Here is a 23,348-nt window from a genome sequence, read left to right as displayed (position 1 = left end):
GAATTACTCCGCTACCAGCATATCAACAGCTTCACACAGCCAATGACCGATAAACATGTGTGCTTCTTGAATTCTCGCCGTTTCATCATTACGAATGATAATGGGCAATTTCGCGATGTCTTTCACTTTTCCACCTTCACGTCCAGTGAATGCAACCGTATATGCACCAATCTCGTTTGCAGCGGCAAGAGCTAAATTAATATTTGCACTCGTACCAGAAGTGGTTAAGCCAATAACGAGATCCTCTGGTTTACATAACGCTTGCACTTGACGTTCAAAAACCGTATCAAAATGATAGTCGTTACTGTGCGCTGTTAAAATTGACGTATCTGTCGTCAGCGCGATTGATGCCAAAGGGCCACGTTCTTTTTTATAACGTACTACGAACTCGGCAGCTAAATGCTGTGAATCTGCGGCGCTACCACCGTTACCAAACCAAATAACCTTACCACCGCTATTCAATGTTTTTTCGCAGGCGGCTAAAAGAGCCATACATTCTGCGTGATAGTTTGCCATTGTGGCGAATAAGGTATTGTGGCGCGCTAGGCTTGCCTCATAACTTGCCGATATTGCGTCTAGCTTTGACATAATGAATCCTATTTATAACCCGTGTTCTAACACAATCTAAATGAAGGCTATGCTATTTAGACTGGTATTATCCTACCAATATACGTTTAAAGAAAGCCAAGCGTAATTCTCACCGAATACGTCTCTGCCCGCGGCTAATTTTGCTTCAACCTGATTACCTTGCCATTTTTCACTGCGGACTACCTCTAACTCATGGGCTTGATGTTCATAAACATATTCAATGTCGTCATATCCCTGATTCTCTTCGTTACGATTACGAGTTGTCGTATACTTTACACGCCATTGAGATTGCATGTCCGAGTTATATACCCACTCTAAAACATGTGCTTGAACTGGGTTATTATCACCAAACAAGCGATTGTCAGCAGCGAAATTACCAACGACAAAACCATCAATTGTATTTCCATTTTTGAAATACAATTCATTTATATACCAACGAGTATTCATCGTTGAATATTCGTATCGTAACGTCGACTGTTGGGTCAATTTTGGTAAATACAAACCGCCATTCATTACTAAATTACCAAACTGGTAATTTTTATGGCCACTGGTGTCTTCGCCACCGTATTCGAAATACACCTCTGCGTTGAACCAATCCGTAAATTGGTGATGAGACGTTAATGATGCCCATTGATCGCCTAGTTCACTGTCGAATCCCCCGCCGGTAACTCCTCGGTTATCTTGTCCTGCCGGATCGAAAAACGCCTTCATCACGTCACCAAACGAAACTGGACGAGGTCCGCCACCAAATTGCATCATTCGGTTGAAACCAATTGTCCAGCCATCCATCGGTTCGATACTAAAACGTGAACCTGCCAATTGAGGCGTGCCACTTACAGGCTTTCCTTCATAGTAAAAACCGTCCTCAACATAATCAAGCTCAGAGTAAAAAACCTCGGCATCGAAATTCCACCAATTATTCAATGGCGACACAAAGCTGATTGAGAGTGAAGGGGATGATTTGGCGTTATTTGAGAAAATTTGCCCGAAATGTTTAAAGGGTGAAAGCCAATGTTCACGATAACCGGCATCAACCTGAATGTTACCCAGTGAATAAGCAACAAACGTATTGTAAGGCACTAGTTCACTTTGTTTTACACGATATTCGAGGCCGACTTGCATTAGCGTATTTTCAGTGCCTCGCCAAATGCCTTCGAATGCCAACTGCAAATACTCTTTCGACGTATTACCGCGCTCATTTGCCAATTTGTCTTCTTCACCTGAGCTAATCGTGGCTTTCACACCTTGCCGGGTTATCCCATCTTTACTCTGATAAACCTTCAATTTGCTCGAAATCGAGCGATACAATTCAGGATCTGAGACGCGGACATAGCGAAGCGCTTGATAGACATCATTGATCCGATATGGTTTTCGAGAGGGGGTTCCAGTCGTTAATGAAAACAATTGGTCAATCTGGTATTCCAGCAAGGGATCGCTGCCAAGTGGGAGATAGGCAGTCGGGGCAGCAAAAGTGTGTGTACTAACTAACATACTTATGCACGTTAGAATGGCGGTTTTCAATTTCATCACAGTGTAAATTCTACAGACATGTTGACCCATATTAACAAATTTAATGACGAGAAACAGAACATTCCCTGTTTAAAAGTGTAACTAATTCAATTGTCAGTTTGCGTACCAAACGTAGACCGTTACAATAGGCACTCCATCGATTCAGGTGCATTATGGCTAGATTTATTTATTCATTCGTTTTGTTGCTATTAGCTCCCGTATTGATTACCTACTTATGGGTTTTCAGAGGGAAAAAACAAGCGGCATACCGTATTCATTTTAAAGAACGATTCGCGTATGGTTTAAGTGCACTGCCAGAGCACGCTCTCCTGTTTCACTGCGCGTCTGTCGGTGAAGTACTCGCGGCTGCGCCATTAATAAAAAAATATAAGCAACTACATCCCGACGATAAAATTATAGTAAGCACAAACACCCCCACAGGCCGAGCTCAAATTGAAACGATTTTCCAAGAGTCGGTAAACTGTGTTTATCTGCCCTTAGATTTTTATTCCACTTCACGACGCTTTATAAAAACGCTTCGTCCTAAAGCACTTTGTGTACTTGAAACGGAGCTTTGGCCAAATCTTTTCGCTCATGCGAAAGCAAATGATATTCCTGTCCTTGTGCTCAATGCCCGCTTATCTGAAAAATCAATGAAGGGTTATCAACGCATTCAACCTCTCACCAATGTGTTAATGCGCGCCGTGACCTATTTGGCGAGTCATAATGAGCAAGATGCAAGCCGATTTATGAAGCTTGGGCTACGAGAAGATAAAGTTAGAGCTACAGGTTCTATTAAATTCGACATTCAACTATCTGAACAAGAACAGCTTAAAGCAAGGCAACTTAAGTCTTTGCTATCAGGCCGCTATGTATGGGTTGCTGGCTCAACTCATCCCTTAGAGCATGAGCAAGTACTCGCTGCGCACAAACTGTTGTTGAAGCAATATCCGACGGCGTTACTGATTATTGCGCCAAGGCATCCAGAACAGTTTGAACCCGTTGCATCTTTACTTGCCGCTCAGCAATTCAGTATGACACGACGCAGCAACATGAAATCAATGGAAGAATCACAAGTTTTACTTGCCGACACATTAGGTGAATTAAAATGTCTGTATGGCGCTTCTGATGTCGCCTATGTTGGCGGCAGTTTAATTGAACGAGGTGGGCACAATCCACTGGAAGCTGCTGCATTCTCCGTTGGCATCCTGTCAGGGCCCCATACCTATAATTTTGCTCATATCTACCCTGAGCTCATCAATGCTTCGGCAGCTATCACCGTATTTGATAGCGAATCGCTGTTTGAACAGCTCCATACTCTTTTTAACGACAACGATGCGCGTACACAATTGGGCTGCAATGCTTATCAAGTATTAATGAATAATCAAGGTGCGATTGATAAAACGTTAGCGTTGATCGATAAGTCTTTAGGACGCAATATATGAATTCAGATGCTATTAATGCAATGAAGAACTGGGTGAGTTCCGTCATCGTAAAATACAATTTTTGCCCATTTGCACGCAAAGAAGTTGAAAACAACACAATTCATTATGAACTGTCGGACGCATTGACAATTGAAGATGCTGTGCTCGCCATGATAGATAGTTGTATCGCTCTTGATAGTCACCAAGAACGCGAAACAACACTGTTGATTTTTACTACTGGATTTCAGGATTTTGATGCGTTTTTGGATCTGGTCGATCTTGCAAACGCTTTACTGGCAGCACAAGGCTACGAAGGGAAATACCAAATCGCAAATTTTCATCCAGATTATGTATTTGCAGACAGTGATGAAAACGATCCAGCCAATTATACTAACCGCGCACCTTACCCAACGCTGCATTTGATCCGTGAAGAAAGCATGGCGCAAGCCCTTGCAACGTATGATGACCCAGAGCAAATTCCTGAAAATAACATTCGCCTAGCGAGACGCAAAGGTGAAGCTTTTTGGCAACAACTTCTATCGAGCTGCAAGCCTCACTAGATAACCCCAACAGGGAAAATCGAATTCACTCTTTAGGTAATATGTACCTAAGATACAAAAAAGGCGCTCTAAGAGCGCCTTTTAACTGTTTGATGTTAACTTAGCCTACGTATTTACGTGCGTTACGGAACATTCGCATCCAAGGGCTATCTTCTTTCCATTCATCAGGGTGCCATGAGTTAGACACTGCACGGAATACGCGTTCAGGGTGAGGCATCATAACGGTTGCACGGCCATCATTTGATGTAATCCCTGTAATACCTGCCGGAGAGCTATTCGGGTTCGCTGGGTAAGTCTCAGTTGGATTACCGAAGTTATCAACGAATTTAACCGCGACAGTGCCGGTTGCAAGGGCATGTTCAACCGCTGCGCTATTACGGAATTCTGCATGACCTTCACCATGTGATACCGCAATTGGCATACGCGATCCAGCCATACCTTGGAAGAACACCGACGGACTGTCTTGGACTTCAACCAAACTAAAGCGAGCTTCAAATCGCGCTGATTTGTTCTGCACAAAACGAGGCCAATGCTCAGTACCAGGGATAAGTTCACGTAACGTTGACATCATTTGACAACCATTACATACCCCTAAGCTAAACGTATCTTGACGCTCAAAGAACGACTGGAATTGGTCTCGAGCCATGTCGTTAAACAGAATTGATTTTGCCCATCCTTCACCTGCACCCAGTACGTCACCGTATGAGAAACCGCCACAGGCAACTAATCCTTTAAACTGATCCAGTGTGATACGACCTTCTAGAATATCACTCATGTGAACATCAATGGCCGCAAAACCAGCACGATTGAACGCGGCAGCCATTTCTAAATGCGAGTTAACACCCTGCTCACGTAGGATTGCCATACGCGGTTTAGCACCTGTTGCAATGTATGGAGCCGCAATATCGTCGTTAAGATCAAAGCTCAGTTTAACGTTTAGACCTGGGTCTTTTGCATCAAATTTTGCTTCGAACTCTTGTTTTGCACATTCAGGATTGTCACGCATCGCTTGCATTTGGTAAGTGGTTTCAGCCCAAATAGTGCGTAACGCTGTACGCGTATCGGCAAGAATAGTATTGCCATTACGTGCAAAGGTGACGTTGTCTTCGTTATTCAGTGTACCAATAACGTGAGACACATTCGCAAGGCCATTAGCCGCTAAGATTGCTTTAACAGCATCTAAGTCGTTTTGTCGAACTTGTACAACCGCACCGAGTTCTTCATTAAATAGCACCTCGATATCTGACCCCGTCAATGCATCTAGTTCTACGCTCACACCGGTATGGCCTGCAAACGCCATTTCCGCAACAGTGGTAAATAAACCACCGTCTGAACGGTCGTGGTAAGCCAGTAGCTTGTCTTCTGAAACAAGCGTTTGCATTGCGTTATAGAAACCTTTCAATAACTCAGGGCTATCCACATCTGGCGTCTTGTCGCCTAATTGCTTATAAACTTGCGCGAGACACGATGCGCCTAAACGGTTTTGGCCCGCACCTAAATCCACTAGTAGTAGGCTCGTTTCACCTTTGTCGGTACGAAGCTGCGGCGTCACTGTCTTACGCACATCTTCTACACGACCAAATGCTGTAATGATGAGTGAAAGCGGCGCAGTAACGGCTTTCTCTTCACCATTTTCGTCCCACTTCGTTTTCATCGACATCGAGTCTTTTCCAACTGGGATAGTAAGACCCAGTGCCGGACATAATTCCTCACCTACGGCTTTTACTGCTTCATAAAGACCCGCATCTTCACCTGGGTGACCTGCAGCCGCCATCCAGTTTGCTGATAGCTTGATGTTTTCCAAACCACCAATATTCGCACAAGCGATGTTGGTTAATGCTTCACCGACCGCTAAACGCGCAGACGCACCGTAATTTAAAAGTGCAGCGGGTGTACGTTCACCCATCGACATAGCTTCGCCATGATAGGTATCAAACGAGGCTGCGGTTACAGCACAGTTAGCGACTGGCACCTGCCAAGGCCCCACCATTTGGTCGCGAGCAACAAGGCCGGTTACCGTGCGGTCACCGATAGTGATGAGGAAGGTTTTTTCTGCAATCGTCGGTAGACGAAGTAAACGTTCAGCAGCGTCTTTCAACTCAATCGTTGACGTATTTAACGCCTGACCAGTCGCTTGTTGTGATTTTACATCACGGTGCATTTTCGGTGGCTTACCCAAAAGCACGTCTAATGGTAAATCCACAGGATTGTTGTCGAAGTGACTATCTGAAACGGTCAAATGACGCTCTTCTGTTGCTTCACCAATAACTGCATATTGAGCACGCTCTCGTTTACAAATCGCTTCAAAACGAGCGAAATCCTCCGCAGCAACAGCCAGTACATAACGCTCTTGTGATTCGTTACACCAAATTTCATGTGGTGCCATGCCTGGCTCGTCATTTGGTACGTTACGAAGTTCAAACTTACCACCTCGGCCGCCATCATTCACCAATTCAGGGAATGCATTTGAAATGCCACCCGCGCCCACGTCGTGAATAAATGCGATTGGGTTTGCATCGCCAAGCTGCCAACATTTGTCGATCACTTCCTGACAACGACGTTCCATTTCTGGGTTTTCACGTTGTACGGACGCAAAATCTAAATCTTCGTTGGACTGACCTGACGCCATCGACGATGCAGCACCGCCGCCCAGACCGATGTTCATGGCAGGTCCACCAAGTACGATGAGCTTAGCACCAACTGGAATTGAACCTTTTTGTACGTGATCTTCACGAATGTTACCTAGGCCACCAGCAATCATGATTGGCTTGTGGTAGCCACGCACTTCTTCACCGTTGTGGCTATTTACTTTTTCTTCGTATGTACGGAAGTAACCTAATAAGTTAGGACGTCCAAATTCGTTGTTAAACGCAGCGCCACCAAGTGGACCGTCAACCATAATATCTAATGCGCTAACGATACGGCCTGGCTTGCCAAAATCGCTTTCCCACGGCTGCTCAAAACCCGGAATACGTAAGTTAGAAACCGTAAAACCGACAAGACCGGCTTTTGGTTTTGAACCACGACCAGTCGCACCTTCATCACGGATCTCACCACCAGAACCCGTTGAAGCACCAGAGAATGGCGCAATCGCTGTTGGGTGGTTGTGTGTTTCCACTTTCATTAGGATGTGAATATCTTCGTGGTGATAATCGTACTCACCTTGCGTATTCGGGAAGAAACGTCCTGCTTTTGAGCCTGTCATTACGGCAGCATTGTCTTTGTAAGCCGACAACACATTTTCACTGTGAGTTTCGTACGTATTTTTGATCATTTTGAACAACGACTTAGGCTGTTCAACACCATCGATTGTCCAATCTGCGTTGAAAATTTTATGACGGCAATGTTCTGAGTTAGCTTGTGCGAACATAAACAGTTCAATGTCGTTTGGGTTACGACCTAGTTTTTGGAAGCTCTCAACAAGGTAATCAATTTCGTCGTCAGCTAAGGCAAAACCTTGCTCTACGTTAGCCTTAGCAAGTGCATCTCGACCACCGCTAAGAATATCCACTGATGACATTGGGCGTGGCGTTTCAACACGGAATAACTGCCCTGCCGCTTCTAATGTTGTATGCGTAGACTCAGTCATGCGATCGTGTACTAACTTAGCTACCTCGCTCAATTGTGCTTCATTCAGTGCACCTTCAACGTAATAAGCAATACCACGTTCAACGCGGTGTACTTTAGTTAGGCCACAGTTTATTGCAATGTCAGTTGCTTTTGATGCCCAAGGAGAAATAGTACCTAAACGTGGAGTCACCAGAATCAACGCACCAGTTGGCTCATGCTCAGGAATGGTTGGTCCGTACTTTAACAGCTTTTGCAGCTTGTCTAATTCGGCCTCTGTCAATGATTCGGTGAGATCGGCAAAATGCATAAACTCAGCATACACACCTGTTACTGGTAAATTAGCTGCTTGACATTTTTCGAGGATCTTTTGAACTTTAAACTCAGAAAGTGCTGGCGCACCACGTAAGATTAACATAGGTATTTTCATCCGGGGTTAGGGATTGAACGATATTTAAGGTCGCTATTATAGTCGAATTGGCGTCTGGATTTAACACAAAAATGTCAATTCCGAGAAAAATTGAAGGACAAAATGCCGCTGCTCTCAATATCGACCTAAAATAATAGAATAAGCGATTGAATTTAAAATCAACTCTGTCTTTTCATTAACCAAGTAAAAATAGGTTTTGTCTTCATTTTCGAGGACTGTAAAAGGTGACAGCTTGAAATTTCATCCATTCACTACAATATTTAGAGCAGATAAGGATTAATCCAAATTCGGCGTTTATACGTTCAAAAATGCTAGGCGTTAGGTGAAAAAACGGCTAGTATCGAGGAAAATTTGAGGTTCTGTTCGTTATGATAAAACACGCACGAGCCTTTAACTTTGAACTGCAAACCCGCTTTTCAATCCTATTTACATGTTACTAGAAATCAAGTTTCAACCCGCCTTGTCAAACTAATGCAACATTATGCGGTCTAATCTCTAGGAATAGTTACTCTCACAAAAGGAGGTTCTGATGTTAAATAGACGTCGAACTACACGTTTTAAACGAAATATTCGTAATGCTTCGCCAAATCGTCGTCGTATTACGCTTAAAAACATTCACAAAAAGATTTTACACCGTCGCAGTCAATACGCGATGATGTTACTCGACAGCTGCGCGGCTCAATCTTGAGCCGCCTGCTTTAAGGCCTTTTTCTCTGCTCTTCTTGCTTTAAAAAACGCCGATATTTTTTCTGAACAAGCATCCGCTAGCACCCCTCTTGTAATATCGACTTGATGATTTAATCGAGGTTCTTGTAATAAATTCATAATAGAACCAGCGGATCCTGTTTTAGCGTCACACGCCCCGTAGACGACGCGTTGTATCCGACTATGTACCAACAATCCAGCACACATTGAGCAAGGTTCAAGGGTAACATACAGCGTACAGTCAACTAATCGATAGTTTTCCAATACCTTGCCTGCTTCGCGAATTGCCATCATTTCGGCATGCGCTGAAGGATCATGTAAACTAATGGACTGATTCCAACCCGCAGCAACAAACTCGTTGTCTTTTACAAGGACCGCACCGACTGGAATTTCACCTTGCTGCCAAGCTTTGTCTGCAAATTCGAGTGCCATGTGCATCCAATGCTCATCAGAGGGTGTCATCATGCTATTTTTTCCTGATATTTTTACTCGCAATTATAACAAGTTCCGCCTGATATGTGGATTATTGCTAAAATTAGACAAAATGGCGTGGCTTCGCTTTTATGCTTTGGGCTATAATTCGCCGCTTTTTTTATTCTTGGCACACACTACACACGGGCATAAGATGAAATTTCCTGGCCGCCGCAGGCATAAACACTATTTTCCAGTGGAAGACAAAGATCCACTTATTAGCCAGTTCCATTCGAGCGATCGATTAACTCACAACTACATTTGTGGGATCGACCAAATCGTAGTGGATATAGAAGCTAAAGTTGACCAAGCCTTTTTGGACGAGTTCCAATTAAAACGAGGCATGTCTCAAGTTATCGACAGCACTATCACCAATGCGCTCTACGATCGTTTAAAGCGTGATAAGCTCGTTGAATACGAATTTGCCGGTGGCACGATTGGTAACACCTTACATAACTACTCCGTACTCGCGGACGATCGTTCAGTGTTACTCGGTGTAATGAGTGAAAACATCAATATCGGTAGCTACGCTTATCGTTTTCTTTGTAACACTTCAAGTCGTGTTGATTTGAACTACCTCCAACCTGTTGATGGCCCTATTGGCCGTTGTTTTACGTTAATAGATGACACAGGGGAACGTACGTTTGCCATAAGTGCTGGCTTAATGAATTACTTGCGCCCTGAATCTATTGATAAGGCACTAGTTCAAAATTCATCAGCTCTGCTCATCAGTGCGTATTTAATGCGTACACAAGGCGATGAGACAATGACTGAAGCAACAATGCAAGCCGTTCAATACGCCAATGAGGCTGGTGTTCCAGTGGTTTTGACGCTGGGCACTAAGTTTTTAATTGAACAAGACCCAACTTGGTGGGCTGAGTTCGTAGAAAAATACGTTGATATTTTAGCGATGAACGAAGAAGAAGGTGAAGCAATCACCGGATTTAGTGATCCACTACTTGCCGCAGATAAAGCCCTTGATTGGGTTGATCTTGTCATTTGTACGGCGGGTGCTCGCGGGATGTTTATGGCTGGTTACGTTGAAGAATCGTTTAAACGAGAGACAGAGCATCCATTACTTCCTGGTGCAATATCTGAATTCAACCGCTACGAATATTCTCGTGCCATGCGTAAATCAGAATGTGAAAATCCGATCCGTGTTTACACGCATTCGGCTCCATACATGGGTGGGCCTGACGCGATTAAAAACACCAACGGTGCCGGTGACTGTGCCCTTGCTGCCGTGTTACATGACTTATCAGCAAATGTTTATCACAAGTTAAATGTGCCAAACTCGGCTAAGCATGAGCAAAATGCCTTTACGTATTCGTCTCTTGCGCAGATCAGCAAATACGCAAACCGTGCCAGCTATGAAGTCCTTGTACAACACTCTCCTCGTTTGTCGCGCGGACTTCCTGAACGGGAAGACTCGCTAGAGCAAGCTTATTGGGACTAACAAAAAAGGCGCATCTTGCGCCTTTTTTACTTCTAGCGTAGAAAAATAGTCAGGGCATTAGAAAGCGTTAAACTCTATCATCTCTGAGAGCTTAGCTAATGCTTCTATTCCCGCGACAGAATTACCCACTTTGTCCAAACCTGGCGAATAAACAGCAACAGTAAACTTCCCGGGCACAACCGCAATGATTGTACCGGAAACACCTGATTTGCCCGGCATGCCCACTCTATAGGCGAAATCTCCGGCGGCGTCATATAGCCCACTTGTAAAAAGTAGTGAATTCAATTGTTTGGTTTGTCGAGCCGTCAAGAGTTGCTGATTGGAAAACTGGCAATAACCGGCATTTGATAAATAGCTATACGCCTTGGCAAGCTCCACGACGTTTAGTTCAATTGCGCAATAGTGAAAGTACGCTTTGAGTACATCATCAACCTGGTTATCAAAGTTACCAAATGACTTCATAAGATGCGCCATAGCAGCATTACGATGCCGATGTTCATACTCTGAATTAGCCACTTTCTTATCGATGATAACACGAGGGTTGTCACTTTGAGCTCGAAATGCTTCCAACATACTATGGATGGGCGCAGATAAGCGCGAGTAGAGCGCATCACAGGTTACTATCGCGCCGGCATTAATAAACGGATTACGTGGTATACCTTTTTCAAATTCAAGCTGAGTCAATGAATTGAACGCCGTACCGGATGGTTCTTTGCCTACTCGTCGCCAAAGCGCTTCTTCATACCTCTGCAATGCCAGAGTTAAGGTCATGACCTTGGAAACAGACTGAATCGTGAAGCGAGATTCGCAGTTACCGGCAGTATAAGTTTGACCATCCGTTGTAACGACCGCTATTGCAAACTGTAACGGGTTGACTTCAGCTAACGCAGGAATGTAATCAGCTACCTTTCCCTTTCCGACGAAGGGACGGCTATGTTGCTCAACTTGATTTAATAGGGCTTGAAAATCGTGCAAGGCTCGTTTTCCGACTTTTCTGGATTTGTTGCAGTCTACCGCATACTCCCTTAACGAAAAAAGAGCCCGAAGGCTCTTTACATAAACAAATTAACTTTTAGGGTTAGCCCGTAATTTTTTCGTGTTTGTTAGCCTTAATTTGGCCTTTACGGTGGCGTAGCGCCGCATCTAATTTTTTCGCCGCGTTGGCGATAGATGGGTACATCACTTCGTCTTCTCCTTTCACTGAAAGATGTACGCCAATGTAATTCGCATTTATTTCTGTATAAAAATGGTTGTGATCTTTACTGACAATCACGTCCAACGTCAGTAACGAAGGATAATGACTCGCTATCTTTGCAAACTTCTCATCGAAATGGTTTCTAATTGCGTCTGTGATATCTACATGATGACCAGAAACATTAATTTTCATAGCGACTCCCTTTTTTTGCTGTTTTCAATATTAGTATTGAGGGCATTTTTGCAAACCTCAAGGGAGAAATAAGATATTTTTTTGTCGTTTTGATGAATCTTTGATTTTAGCCATAAAATCTCTAATTCTATTTTTCACTAATGGCTATCTGCTCTAGGTGATGGGAAAAGGACGAAAGATAGAGTGAATTGGCTCATTAAATTTAAAGGCCATTAAGCAGGAAGTAAGTGGTTATTTCTTCAAAAATAAAAAACCCGCTCGACGCGGGTTTTCGTTAATTCGTTAGCCTACGGCTTAAAGGCCTGCACGCTCTTTGATAATAGCGATAAGCGCTGAACCACCGTGGCCATTGCCTTCAGCCCAAGCGATATCTGCACCGTCCTCTAGCGCGCTTTTTGGTAGATTCTTAACTACAAATTCACCAGCATCCGTTGCATTGCTTGCGATAGCATGACGAACGAGGTTGTTACCATTACAAACAACTGCGTCGTACACTGCACGTAATTTTACCTTTGCATCTTTCAACGTGTCTCTCAAACGGCCTTTGTCGTTTGCTGCAACATATTCACACAAAGACAATGCTAATTGATCATTTGCTTTCGCTTGGTGAGAAAATGTAACAGACGCTAGGCATAAAGACGCTGATACAAGCACGGTAGATAATTTCATAGAGGACCCTTTTAATACTTTGTTCGTATAGAAGTACTCCGAATATTATAGCTTTCAATGCAAATGTTAGCAACAACTCATAGTTTTTTATGTAACGTTACGAATTGATAATTATACGGGTTTTTATCATCTGACTGATAATTTTCGGTACAAACTTGTTGCCATTTCGCGACAGATTCGTAATCCGGGAACTGCGTATCCCCCTCTACATCAAGGTCGATAAAGGTGAGATAAAGCTTTTGTGCACTAGGTAAAAAGGTTTGGTATATATGACCACCACCGATAATCATGACTTCTTCGGCTTCTTTAACCAGTTCAATTGCTGCAGCAGGTGACGTCACAACATCAATCCCCAAGGCGCAGTAATTCTCGTCACGTGTAATCACGATATTCTGACGACCGGGCAAAGGACGACCTATTGATTCAAATGTTTTGCGTCCCATGATCACAGGCTTACTCATTGTAACACGCTTAAAATGGGCGAGATCCGCAGGAAGATGCCAAGGCATTTGGTTGTCCAACCCAATCACTCGATTGTTTGCCATCGCTGCAATCATTGAAATTATCACATAGACCTCTTTATCGTTCTAAATTTTGAATATAAAAAAGGGCCTTTTAGGCCCTATTCTCTTAGCGTTCGTAGATGACTTCAACGTCGTAATCATCGTCGTCCCAATCATCCCAATCGTCGTCATTACCCTTATGACGAGTCGCCTCTTTGTGGTAAGTATCCCACTTGAACTCAACTTCCTCAGAGCTTTCTTCTTCGGCAAATTTGTCTCTAGGCATAGAATCTAGCAGAGCCATAATATCGTAACACAATTGTTGCGTATTCAATTTATTCGCGGCAGAAATTCGGTAAACGTTAGTTTCTTCACCTAGCTCTTCAGCAATGCGCCCACAAATTTCGTCTTGCTCTTCTTCAAGTAACAAATCGATTTTATTGAGTACCAACCAGCGTGGCTTTTCAGCTAATTTAGGGCTGTATTGATGTAATTCATTGATAATAGCAAATGCGTTTTCAACTGGATCGCTGCCATCCACAGGCATGACATCAACTATGTGCAGTAGTACACGACAACGCTCTAGGTGTCTTAAGAAACGAATACCAAGACCTGCACCATCTGATGCGCCTTCAATTAAGCCCGGAATATCCGCAACCACAAACGATTTGTTCGCATCGGCACGAACAACCCCTAAATTTGGTACTAGCGTTGTAAATGGATAATCAGCCACTTTTGGTTTTGCTGCTGACACACTACGGATAAACGTTGATTTACCAGCATTTGGCAAACCAAGTAAACCTACGTCAGCAAGCAATAATAGCTCTAAACGAAGTCCACGTACTTCGCCTTTTGTACCCATTGTCTTTTGACGAGGCGCACGGTTTGTACTCGATTTAAAACGAGTATTTCCTAAACCATGCCAACCGCCTTTTGCAACAATGAGCTTTTGACCATTCGCCGTTAAGTCACCAATGACTTCGTCGGTGTCTACGTCGGTAATACGGGTTCCAACCGGTACACGAAGGATAAGATCATTCCCTTTTTTACCGGTACAGTTACGAGACGCACCATTTGTACCACGTTCAGCAAAATGAAAACGCTCAAACTGGTAGTCAATTAGAGTATTCAGGTTTTCGTCGGCTTGCAAAAATACGCTACCGCCATCACCGCCGTCACCACCATCAGGACCGCCATCCGGAACGAATTTCTCGCGTCGGAATGATACGACACCATTGCCGCCATCACCGGCTTCTACACGAATTTCAACTTCATCGACAAACTTCATGCTTACTCTCTTTTGACTCGCTTGAGGTTTCAGACCAAACAAAGTTTGGTACTAATATTGGGGTATTATAACAATGATTTGGGGATTGCACCGAGACATAATGCGAATTTGCTCAATATTCGCAGCTGACATGCTTATTCATGACAGTGCCAATTGCCCTAAGCACAAACATCGCTTTCGATATTTGCCAATCCACTGAACAACAGGAGTTATCTTTTGGAATGGACCTTACTACCCCATAAAAACAAAAAACCCCGCCTAAGCGGGGTTTTTCTAATTCTTTACCGATTACTCAGCAACGATGCTAACGTATTTACGGTTAAGCGGACCTTTTTGCTCAAACACAACTTTGCCATCTGCAGTTGCGAAGATAGTGTGGTCACGACCGATTGAAGCGTTAGTACCAGCGTGGAATTTAGTACCACGTTGACGAACGATAATGTTACCCGCTAATACTGATTCGCCACCGAAACGCTTAACACCTAAGCGTTTGCTTTCTGAATCACGACCGTTACGAGTACTACCAGCTGCCTTTTTATGTGCCATCTTTCTGTACCTCTAAATATTAAGCGCTAATGCCAGTGATTTTAACTTCAGTGAACCACTGACGGTGGCCCATTTGCTTGCGAGAATGCTTACGACGTCTAAATTTAACGATCTTAATTTTCTCACCACGACCGTGTGAAACAACCTCAGCTGTCACTTTGCCACCGTTAACGAACGGTGCACCGATCTCGATTTTTTCGCCATCAGCAATTAGAAGTACTGAATCGAATTCAACTGCCGCACCAGTCTCAACGTCTAGCTTCTCTAGACGAATTGTTTGACCTTCAGTCACACGGTGCTGTTTACCACCACTTTGGAAAACCGCGTACATAATTAACTCCGTCTGTGCGCCCTCAAATCGACGCAACTAAATATTCTTCAATAGGGCGCGAAGTTTACGCTAACGCGACCCTATGCGCAAGTCCATTTTGGACAAAAAACGAATAAAAAATAATTCGAGTGAGGGCGGATAAATTTTTTTTGCTATTGTAGCGATTTTTCGCCTTATGCCAAGCGCTTTTTACATCGAATTGTCACATTTGTAAAATTGCCTATATGAGGTCCATTTCTGCTTAGGAATTAAGCAAAAAAGATCGTCTTCATGCTTTTTTTACTCCAACCCTACAAAATCTCGAGACAATGTAATTTTTGTAGTACAATCGCGGCGTTTATCTCACTCACATGGCTTGGAAAGAAATGGATATTAAAGCTATCCAGACGCTAATAAATAACGATATGAAAAGCGTCGATCAATTAATCCATGCGCAAATGCGCTCCGATGTGGCATTAGTCAGCCAACTTGGTTTGTACATCATAAATAGTGGTGGCAAACGCGTACGCCCAATGCTCGCACTTTTAGCTGCTAAAGCGCTAGGTTATGAAGGTGAGAAGCACGTAACACTCGCAACCATTATTGAATTCATTCACACAGCAACTCTTTTGCATGACGATGTCGTTGATGAATCGTTACTTCGTCGAGGTGAGCCAACTGCAAATGCGGAGTTTGGTAACGCGGCAAGTGTTCTAGTGGGCGACTTTATTTATACTCGTTCTTTCCAATTAATGGTTGGTCTGAATAACATGGAAGTCATGCGTATTTTAGCTGACGCTACAAATATTATCGCTGAAGGCGAAGTACTACAGCTAATGAATTGCAATGACCCGGATACTACTGAAGCCAGCTACATGCAGGTTATTTACAGTAAGACAGCAAAACTCTTTGAAGCTGCAACTTTATTGCCTGCTATCATTTTAGATAAAGATGCACAGTGCCAAGAGGCCATGAAATTGTATGGCATGCATCTGGGCACAGCATTCCAACTTGTTGACGACGTGCTGGATTACAGCGCAGATGCAAAGGCGATGGGTAAAAACGTCGGTGATGACTTAGCTGAAGGTAAACCAACGTTGCCGCTTCTATATGCGATGAAACATGGTAATGAGGCACAAGTCGCGCAAATCCGTCATGCCATCGAACACGCTGATGGTTTAGATTATATTGATGAGATCCTAGAGACACTGTCTCAGACAAAAGCGCTCGAATTTACTATGGAGAAGGCTCAGCAAGAGGCTGACAAGGCAATTGCTTGCCTAAGTGTGTTAGATGCATCGCCATACAAAGAGGCGCTAATTTCTCTCGCAAACATTGCTGTTCATCGCGACCGTTAAAGTCGAAAACAGTCGAGAGTCGAGCTGAAAAACCGCAGCATTAGACACAAAAAAGCCCAATCATTGATTGGGCTTTTTTGTATTAATACGATGCGAATTCCGCTAAATGGTTGTTACACCATTGCTTGCTGTAACTTTTTCATCGCGGTTTTCTCTAGCTGGCGGACTCGTTCAGCCGAAACTTGATATTTCTCTGCAAGTTCTTGTAGTGTCGCTTTGTTATCATCTAACCAACGCGCCGCAATAATGTCTTGCGAACGTTCATCAAGTGTTTTAAGTGCAGAGAACAAACGGTTGTGAGACTGCTCTTGCCATTGCTCTTCTTCTACTGCATCGGCTAAATCACCGTTACCATCAGTAAGGTATTGTACAGGAGAGAATGCACCACTTGTTGAGCTGCCTTCATCTTCATCAGACGTAAGATCAAACCCCATGTCCTGACCACTCATGCGCGATTCCATTTCACGTACTTCGCGCTCACTCACACCGAGTTCATTAGCAACGGTTGTAACTTCTTCTTGGTTGAACCAACCTAAACGCTTTTTGTTTTTACGTAAGTTGAAGAACAATTTACGCTGCGCTTTGGTTGTAGCAACTTTAACGATGCGCCAATTTTTCAATACGTACTCATGGATTTCAGCTTTAATCCAATGTACCGCGAATGAAACCAAGCGAACACCGACTTCTGGGTTGAAGCGTTTCACTGCTTTCATTAGACCGATGTTACCTTCTTGAATTAAGTCAGCTTGCGGCAGGCCGTAGCCAGAATAGCTTTTGGCGATATGCACCACAAATCTGAGATGAGACATGATAAGCTGTTTAGCTGCATCCAGATCCCCTTCTTCGTGAAGGCGAGTGGCTAGCGCTTTCTCTTTTTCAGCATCGAGCATAGGAATAGTGCTAACCGCATGTACGTAGCCTTCTAAACTCGCGCTTTGCTGTCCAGTTGTAAGTGCCATTGCATATAAATCGTTACCCATTTTTCACCTCAGTGACAAATTTCACGTTAAACTTTAGCACTCTCCCCTTGAGAGTGCTAAAACAATTTATAACGTGGATCGCTGTGCTATGCAAGTTTTTTTTACCCTTAGATGTAACAAGTTACAAACCACTGATAAATAATAAGAAAAAACATTAATACAGCATTCAGTTTAAGACAATAATGTGACAGTTATGAGACTGGAGAGTGCTAAAGAGAGTCTGAACTTACGCTGAAAAGTGCTAAATATACCACTTAAAATACTGCACAAAACACAACAGCAGTACGCAACCGTTTGAGTTTTTAGCAATTTATATGTAATTGAGATTTTTACCTTAGACGGAGTGCCGCTTTTAAAGCTAAAGCAACTAACGCCCTAGAATCATAGTCATGAACGTCGATTTAGCACTCTTTTATTTCAAATGACTTAGTGAAGGGCAGTGCTAACAATCCAACTAGCCATTTTACTGCCCTATGCTTGCGGTATCGTTGAGTTAGACTTTATCTGGCTCTATTTCTTTTATATAGCGATTCACAGAAAGGAATGAACCAAAGAATCCAAGTCCGATGGCCATTGACAGCAGAATACCGAATTCGCTTCCACTTAAGCCTGTCATCACAAAATCTGTTTGATACACCCCTGCAACACGATGTACTGCGGATTCAAGCCACCACATCATCAAAGTCAAACAAATAAACGCGATAAAACCACCTATCACACCATACCAAATCCCCGTCCACAAAAAAGGCGTGTGTATAAAACTATTCGTAGCACCCACAAGTTTCATCACCTGAATCTCAGCTTTCTTGTCCATGATAGATAAGCGAATTGTATTACCGATAATGAGAGTTACCGAAGTCAGCAACAATATAGCTATCGTGATGACGCTTTCTCGTAGCAAACTGAGTAAGGCATTCAATCGCTCAAGCCATTCAATATCTAACTTACCAAATTCCACTTCACGTTCTGTAGTCAATTTTTCCAACAGCGCTTTCGCGGCATCCGCATTACGATGACGGCTTGTCGGCGTGACTAAAACGACTTCTGGCAAGGGATTTTCATCTAAATAATCCAAAGCATTACCGAACCCAGACAAACTTTTGAATTCATCTAGTGCCTGCGTTTTACTGATAAAGGTTACTTTTTCAATTTCAGGATAGAGAGCTAACCTTTTCACAAGCGATTGCGTTTGCTGTTCATTCATTTCCTGTTTAACAAACAGTGAGATTTCCGCTGCATCTTGGAAGCCGCTTCTTACCTGTTGTACATTTTTAACAATTAAGTACAAGGTCGACGGTAGAGTTAAACTTAGCCCCAATACACAAATTGTCATGATGGATGCTAAAGGTGTTCGCCACATTTCACCTAAACTTTGCACGCCTTGACGAATAATCATCAAAATAAAGAAATAAACACGGGCGATAATGGAACTGCGCTTTCGTTCGTAGGAGGCTTGTCGCCCCTTAAACAATAGACTCATTGTAATGCCTCCGCTAACGGGTCTTGAAGCAGGCGACCATGCGATAACGTCAATGAACGATATTTCATACGCGCGATAAGACCTAAATCATGTGTTGCGATAAGCACAGACGTACCATGGCTGTTAAACTCTTCAAACAGATTCAAGATTTCCATGGACAATTCAGGATCTAAGTTCCCGGTGGGCTCGTCTGCAAGCAGTAAAGGTGGCGATGTGACAATTGCTCGCGCAATGCCAACTCGTTGCTGCTCACCACCTGATAACGTTTGAGGGTAACACTTCACTTTATCGAGTAATCCCACTTTATCTAAAGCTGCGTGAACACGTTTAGTGACGTCACCATGATGCGCACCTTCAATAATCAGTGGCAACGCAACGTTGTCAAACACAGTGTAACGGTCAAGCAAACGATGGTTTTGAAAGATAATACCAATATCACGTCGAACGTACGGAATGTCCTTATTACTAATCGAGTTGAGATCAACACCATTAATATATACCTGACCCGCTGAAGGGCGTTCCATCACACTGATGAGTTTGAGCAAGGTGCTTTTCCCCGCTCCACTGTGACCCGTCAAAAACGCCAACTCGCCTTTGGCTAATTCAAAGCTCACCTTTTGCAGCGCTTTGTGTCCGCCGGGAAAGGTCTTACTTACCTGTTGAAACTTAATCATCCTCTCGCCTTATTCTTCTAATTCCCTTCAACTGTTAACCAAGTCGAACGTTTTGACATTCGCTCAAAGCGCCCTTATCAATCCCCAATTTAAAGGCTGTTATGGCAAGAGGCCAATGAGGCCTCTTTGAGTGTTGTTTTCTAATCTTCTTGACTGAACAATGCTTCAATAAAATCGTGACTATTGAATGCTCGCAAGTCATCAATGCCCTCACCGACACCGATATAACGAATAGGGATCTGGAATTTATCTGCGACTGCAAAAATAACTCCCCCTTTCGCTGTGCCGTCAAGCTTCGTCAACGTAATACCGGTTAAACCAACGGCTTTATTAAAGAGGTTAACCTGGCTAATTGCATTTTGGCCTGTTCCAGCATCGATCGTTAACATGACTTCATGTGGAGCCTCAGGGTCAATCTTTTTCATCACTCGAGCAATTTTCTCGAGCTCTTGCATTAGGTTATCTTTGTTTTGCAAACGACCAGCCGTGTCAGCAATTAAAACATCAATGTTGCGCGCTTGCGCAGCTTGGAATGCATCAAAAACCACTGAAGCGCTGTCAGCCCCCGTATGCTGGGCGACGACATGAATGTTATTACGCTCACCCCAAACTTGTAACTGTTCAACAGCTGCCGCACGGAAGGTATCACCCGCTGCCAACATGACACTCTTGCCCTGTTCTTGGAATTGCTTAGCCAGTTTACCAATCGTCGTTGTTTTACCAACCCCGTTTACGCCAACCATTAAAATAACAAATGGTTTTTTGGTGTCAGGAATGACCAAAGGCTGCTCTGCAGACTTCAACATATTAGCCATTTCTTGTTTAAGTAACTCGTAAAGCGCATCACCATCTTTTAGCTGTTTACGATCAGCAACGTCAGTTAGGGTATCAATCAACTTCATCGTTGTATCTACCCCAAGGTCTGCCGTCAAAAGTTGAGTTTCGAGTTCTTCAAATAACTCATCATCGATTTTCTTGCCCTTAAATAAAGACGCAAACCCCGACCCGATATTAACCTTTGTTTTTACCAGACTCTCTTTCAGACGTGTGAAAAAACCTTTCTTTGGCTGTGTTGCTTCTGTTGCTTGACGCTCGGCTTCTACACGCGCCGCTTCTTCCGCGGCTTGACGCTCAGTTTCTAAACGCGCCGCCTCTTCCGCTGCTTGACGTTCTGCTTCTAAACGCGCCGCTTTTTCCGCGGCTTGACGCTCGGCTTCTACACGCGTAGCTTCTTCCGCTGCTTGACGCTCGGCTTCTACACGCGCCGCTTCTTCTGCGGCTTGGCGTTCTGCTTCTACACGCGCGGCTTCTTCCGCGGCTTGACGCTCAGTTTCTAAACGCGCCGCCTCTTCCGCTGCTTGACGCTCTGCTTCTACACGCGCGGTCTCTTCCGCGGCTTGACGCTCAGCTTCTAAACGCGCGGTCTCTTCCGCTGCTTGACGCTCGGCTTCTACACGCGCAGCTTCTTCCGCGGCTTGACGCTCTGCTTCTAGACGCGCAGCTTCTTCCGCTGCCTGACGCTCAGCTTCTATACGCGCCGCTTCTTCTGCGGCTTGACGCTCAGCTTCTACACGCACGGCCTCTTCCGCGGCTTGACGCTCAGCTTCTACGCGCGCGGCCTCTTCCGCTGCCTGACGCTCAGCTTCTAAACGCGCAGCTTCTTCCGCTGCTTGACGCTCAGCTTCTAAACGCGCGGTCTCTTCCGCTGCCTGACGCTCAGCTTCTATACGCGCAGCTTCTTCCGCGGCTTGACGTTCTGCTGCTACACGCGCGGCCTCTTCCACTGCTTGACGTTCTGCTTCTACACACGCCGCCTCTTCCGCGGCTTGACGCTCTGCTTCTACACGCGCGGTCTCTTCCGCTGCTTGACGTTCTGCTTCTAAACGCGCCGCTTCTTCCGCGGCTTGACGCTCAGCTTCTACACGCGCCACCTCTTCCGCAGCTTGACGCTCTGCTTCTACACGCGCGGCCTCTTCCACTGCTTGACGTTCTGCTTCTACACGCGCAGCTTCTTCCTCGGCTTGACGCTCGGCTTCTATACGCGCGGTCTCTTCCGCTGCTTGACGTTCTGCTTCTAAACGCGCCGCTTCTTCCGCAGCTTGACGCTCAGCTTCTATACGCGCAGCTTCTTCCGCTGCCTGACGCTCGGCTTCTACGCGCGCGGCCTCTTCTGCGGCTTGACGCTCGGCTTCTAAACGCGCGGTCTCTTCCGCAGCCTGACGCTCGGCTTCTAAACGTGCGGTCTCTTCCGCGGCGTGACGTTCTGCTTCTACACGCGCCGCCTCTTCTGCTGCCTGACGCTCAGCTTCTAAACGCGCGGTCTCTTCCGCTGCTTGACGTTCTGCTTCTACACGCGCCGCTTCTTCCGCTGCTTGACGCTCTGCTTCTACAAGTGCCGCCTTTTCTTGCTCTGCTTTTTTGCCAAAACCAAACCAAGATAAAATTTTATTCGTTTTTCCCATAAACCTTAATTACCGCATAGTGAAATCTGGTAAACTGAAAAGAATCAATTTGTCGTATTAGTGCATCATCGATAACACCACCGACAGATCCTCTCCAACTACTTTGCTTTATATAAGTTGGAGGTAATACATAAAGCAAAACGCGTAAAATACATTTGGTTAAGAGTGTATCATGCTTTAACTTGCTTAAAAATGACGGTAAGCGGTTCGTTCATCATTTTATCAATGCCTTGAACAACGCCTGTGTTTCGCCTTGCACTGTAAAATCTGATGAGAATAACATGAGAAAAAATACGCCTTCGGCCAGCTCAAAAAATGGGTTTATCCGCATCATTGGTGGCAAGTATCGCGGCCGAAAACTACCGGTCAAAGACGTTGAGGGGTTAAGACCCACAACAGATCGTGTGAAAGAAACCTTGTTCAACTGGTTGATGCAAGACATTCGTGATGCAACTGTACTGGATTGCTTTGCCGGTTCTGGTGGCCTTGGTTTTGAGGCATTATCGCGGTTTGCTGCAACAGTCACCTTTATTGAGCGAGACAAAAGCGCTGCACAGCAAATAGAAGCGAACATGGCGGCAATAAAAACGACCAATGCACGCGTTATTCAATCAGATGTACTCACCACAACGCAAACTCAAGCGACCCAACAATATGACTTAGTGTTTGTTGACCCTCCTTTTCGAAAAGCACTAGCGGCGACAATTTGTACACAACTAGAGACTAATGGTTGGCTTGCTAAAGAAGCCATCATCTATATTGAAGTTGAGCAAGAACTAGAGTTAAATGTGCCCGAAAACTGGCGACTTTATAAAGAAAAAAGGCGGGCCAAGTGGCCTATCGCCTGTTTTTACGAGAGTAATTACCTAGTTTTCTGAACTCAAATTATTAGCTATAATTTAAGCTTTACAAGTGCTGTAGTGTCGGATTACAATACCGCACCATTTTTGAACCATATGATCATTTGATGATCAGCCTGAG

General features: G+C 44.3%; 20 protein-coding genes and 1 pseudogene. 6 read left to right on the top strand and 15 right to left on the bottom strand.

The window, feature by feature from the left end:
* Positions 1 to 3: 3 nt before the first annotated feature.
* Together NI389_RS12915 and NI389_RS12910 are read right to left on the bottom strand one after the other, a co-directional pair.
* Entirely contained in the window at positions 4 to 588 is a 585-nt protein-coding gene (locus tag NI389_RS12915) for an SIS domain-containing protein (RefSeq protein ID WP_308360281.1), read from the bottom strand.
* A gap of 72 nt (positions 589 to 660) precedes the next feature.
* Positions 661 to 2,079 carry a capsule assembly Wzi family protein gene (locus NI389_RS12910; protein ID WP_308360280.1) on the bottom strand — a complete coding sequence of 473 codons (1,419 nt, stop codon included), beginning with the start codon at positions 2,077 to 2,079 and terminating at the stop codon, positions 661 to 663.
* Positions 2,080 to 2,270: 191 nt separating this feature from the next.
* Between NI389_RS12910 and waaA the strand changes: the two genes are divergently transcribed.
* The gene (gene waaA / locus NI389_RS12905; RefSeq protein ID WP_308360279.1) at positions 2,271 to 3,542 is read left to right on the top strand and encodes a lipid IV(A) 3-deoxy-D-manno-octulosonic acid transferase; all 1,272 of its coding nucleotides are present in this window, start codon (positions 2,271 to 2,273) and stop codon (positions 3,540 to 3,542) included.
* Positions 3,539 to 4,081, top strand: coding sequence for a DUF1415 domain-containing protein (locus NI389_RS12900; RefSeq protein ID WP_308360278.1), 543 nt, complete (start codon positions 3,539 to 3,541; stop codon positions 4,079 to 4,081). The genes waaA and NI389_RS12900 overlap by 4 nt, the downstream gene beginning before the upstream one ends.
* A 100-nt stretch (positions 4,082 to 4,181) precedes the next feature.
* Here NI389_RS12900 and purL read toward each other — a convergent pair whose 3' ends face one another.
* Positions 4,182 to 8,066, bottom strand: coding sequence for a phosphoribosylformylglycinamidine synthase (gene purL / locus NI389_RS12895; protein WP_308360277.1), 3,885 nt, complete (start codon positions 8,064 to 8,066; stop codon positions 4,182 to 4,184).
* Positions 8,067 to 8,607: 541 nt separating this feature from the next.
* Between purL and NI389_RS12890 the strand changes: the two genes are divergently transcribed.
* On the top strand, positions 8,608 to 8,766 hold the full coding sequence (locus NI389_RS12890; protein ID WP_208842369.1) for a hypothetical protein: 159 nt from the start codon (positions 8,608 to 8,610) through the stop codon (positions 8,764 to 8,766).
* Here NI389_RS12890 and tadA read toward each other — a convergent pair.
* Positions 8,757 to 9,248, bottom strand: a complete 492-nt coding sequence (gene tadA / locus NI389_RS12885; protein WP_372588602.1) for a tRNA adenosine(34) deaminase TadA — start codon at positions 9,246 to 9,248, stop codon at positions 8,757 to 8,759. The genes NI389_RS12890 and tadA overlap by 10 nt on opposite strands.
* 160 nt (positions 9,249 to 9,408) lie before the next feature.
* Between tadA and NI389_RS12880 the strand changes: the two genes are divergently transcribed.
* Entirely contained in the window at positions 9,409 to 10,710 is a 1,302-nt protein-coding gene (locus NI389_RS12880; protein ID WP_308360276.1) for an inosine/guanosine kinase, read from the top strand.
* A 57-nt stretch (positions 10,711 to 10,767) separates the two neighbouring features.
* Here the strand turns inward: NI389_RS12880 and glsB are convergent, their stop codons facing one another.
* The 7 genes from glsB to rplU all read right to left on the bottom strand — a co-directional run bounded on the left by glsB (position 10,768) and on the right by rplU (position 15,434).
* Positions 10,768 to 11,685, bottom strand: coding sequence for a glutaminase B (gene glsB / locus NI389_RS12875; RefSeq protein ID WP_308360275.1), 918 nt, complete (start codon positions 11,683 to 11,685; stop codon positions 10,768 to 10,770).
* Positions 11,686 to 11,788: 103 nt separating this feature from the next.
* Entirely contained in the window at positions 11,789 to 12,097 is a 309-nt protein-coding gene (gene hpf, locus NI389_RS12870) for a ribosome hibernation-promoting factor, HPF/YfiA family (protein WP_308360274.1), read from the bottom strand.
* Positions 12,098 to 12,391: 294 nt separating this feature from the next.
* Positions 12,392 to 12,766, bottom strand: coding sequence for a DUF3718 domain-containing protein (locus tag NI389_RS12865; RefSeq protein WP_308360273.1), 375 nt, complete (start codon positions 12,764 to 12,766; stop codon positions 12,392 to 12,394).
* Between the two features lie 77 nt (positions 12,767 to 12,843).
* Positions 12,844 to 13,335, bottom strand: a complete 492-nt coding sequence (gene folA / locus NI389_RS12860) for a type 3 dihydrofolate reductase (RefSeq protein ID WP_372588601.1) — start codon at positions 13,333 to 13,335, stop codon at positions 12,844 to 12,846.
* Positions 13,336 to 13,396: 61 nt separating this feature from the next.
* On the bottom strand, positions 13,397 to 14,557 hold the full coding sequence (cgtA, locus tag NI389_RS12855) for an Obg family GTPase CgtA (protein ID WP_308360272.1): 1,161 nt from the start codon (positions 14,555 to 14,557) through the stop codon (positions 13,397 to 13,399).
* 288 nt (positions 14,558 to 14,845) lie between these two features.
* Positions 14,846 to 15,103, bottom strand: a complete 258-nt coding sequence (gene rpmA / locus NI389_RS12850; protein WP_005490996.1) for a 50S ribosomal protein L27 — start codon at positions 15,101 to 15,103, stop codon at positions 14,846 to 14,848.
* Positions 15,104 to 15,122: 19 nt separating this feature from the next.
* Positions 15,123 to 15,434, bottom strand: coding sequence for a 50S ribosomal protein L21 (gene rplU / locus NI389_RS12845; protein ID WP_208842362.1), 312 nt, complete (start codon positions 15,432 to 15,434; stop codon positions 15,123 to 15,125).
* Between the two features lie 365 nt (positions 15,435 to 15,799).
* Here rplU and ispB point away from each other — a divergent pair, with 365 nt between their 5' ends.
* Positions 15,800 to 16,771, top strand: a complete 972-nt coding sequence (ispB, locus tag NI389_RS12840; protein ID WP_208842361.1) for an octaprenyl diphosphate synthase — start codon at positions 15,800 to 15,802, stop codon at positions 16,769 to 16,771.
* A gap of 113 nt (positions 16,772 to 16,884) precedes the next feature.
* On the opposite strand, the gene rpoH is transcribed toward ispB, so the two are convergent.
* From rpoH to ftsY, 4 genes are all read right to left on the bottom strand, one after another.
* Positions 16,885 to 17,751 carry an RNA polymerase sigma factor RpoH gene (gene rpoH, locus NI389_RS12835; RefSeq protein ID WP_308360271.1) on the bottom strand — a complete coding sequence of 289 codons (867 nt, stop codon included), beginning with the start codon at positions 17,749 to 17,751 and terminating at the stop codon, positions 16,885 to 16,887.
* A gap of 493 nt (positions 17,752 to 18,244) precedes the next feature.
* The gene (gene ftsX, locus NI389_RS12830; RefSeq protein WP_308360270.1) at positions 18,245 to 19,231 is read right to left on the bottom strand and encodes a permease-like cell division protein FtsX; all 987 of its coding nucleotides are present in this window, start codon (positions 19,229 to 19,231) and stop codon (positions 18,245 to 18,247) included.
* Complete coding sequence (ftsE, locus tag NI389_RS12825; RefSeq protein WP_208842358.1) at positions 19,228 to 19,905, bottom strand: cell division ATP-binding protein FtsE; 678 nt, start codon at positions 19,903 to 19,905, stop codon at positions 19,228 to 19,230. Before ftsE ends, ftsX begins: the two co-directional genes overlap by 4 nt.
* A 140-nt stretch (positions 19,906 to 20,045) precedes the next feature.
* The gene (ftsY, locus tag NI389_RS12820; RefSeq protein ID WP_308360269.1) at positions 20,046 to 22,367 is read right to left on the bottom strand and encodes a signal recognition particle-docking protein FtsY; all 2,322 of its coding nucleotides are present in this window, start codon (positions 22,365 to 22,367) and stop codon (positions 20,046 to 20,048) included.
* Positions 22,368 to 22,648: 281 nt separating this feature from the next.
* Between ftsY and rsmD the strand changes: the two are divergent.
* Positions 22,649 to 23,229 (top strand): annotated as a pseudogene (rsmD, locus tag NI389_RS12815) (16S rRNA (guanine(966)-N(2))-methyltransferase RsmD).
* The last annotated feature ends 119 nt before the right edge of the window (positions 23,230 to 23,348 follow it).

Origin of the sequence: Pseudoalteromonas xiamenensis (assembly GCF_030994125.1) — a bacterium.
Lineage (GTDB): Bacteria > Pseudomonadota > Gammaproteobacteria > Enterobacterales > Alteromonadaceae > Pseudoalteromonas > Pseudoalteromonas xiamenensis_B.
This window is presented reverse-complemented; position numbering and strand designations above follow the sequence as displayed.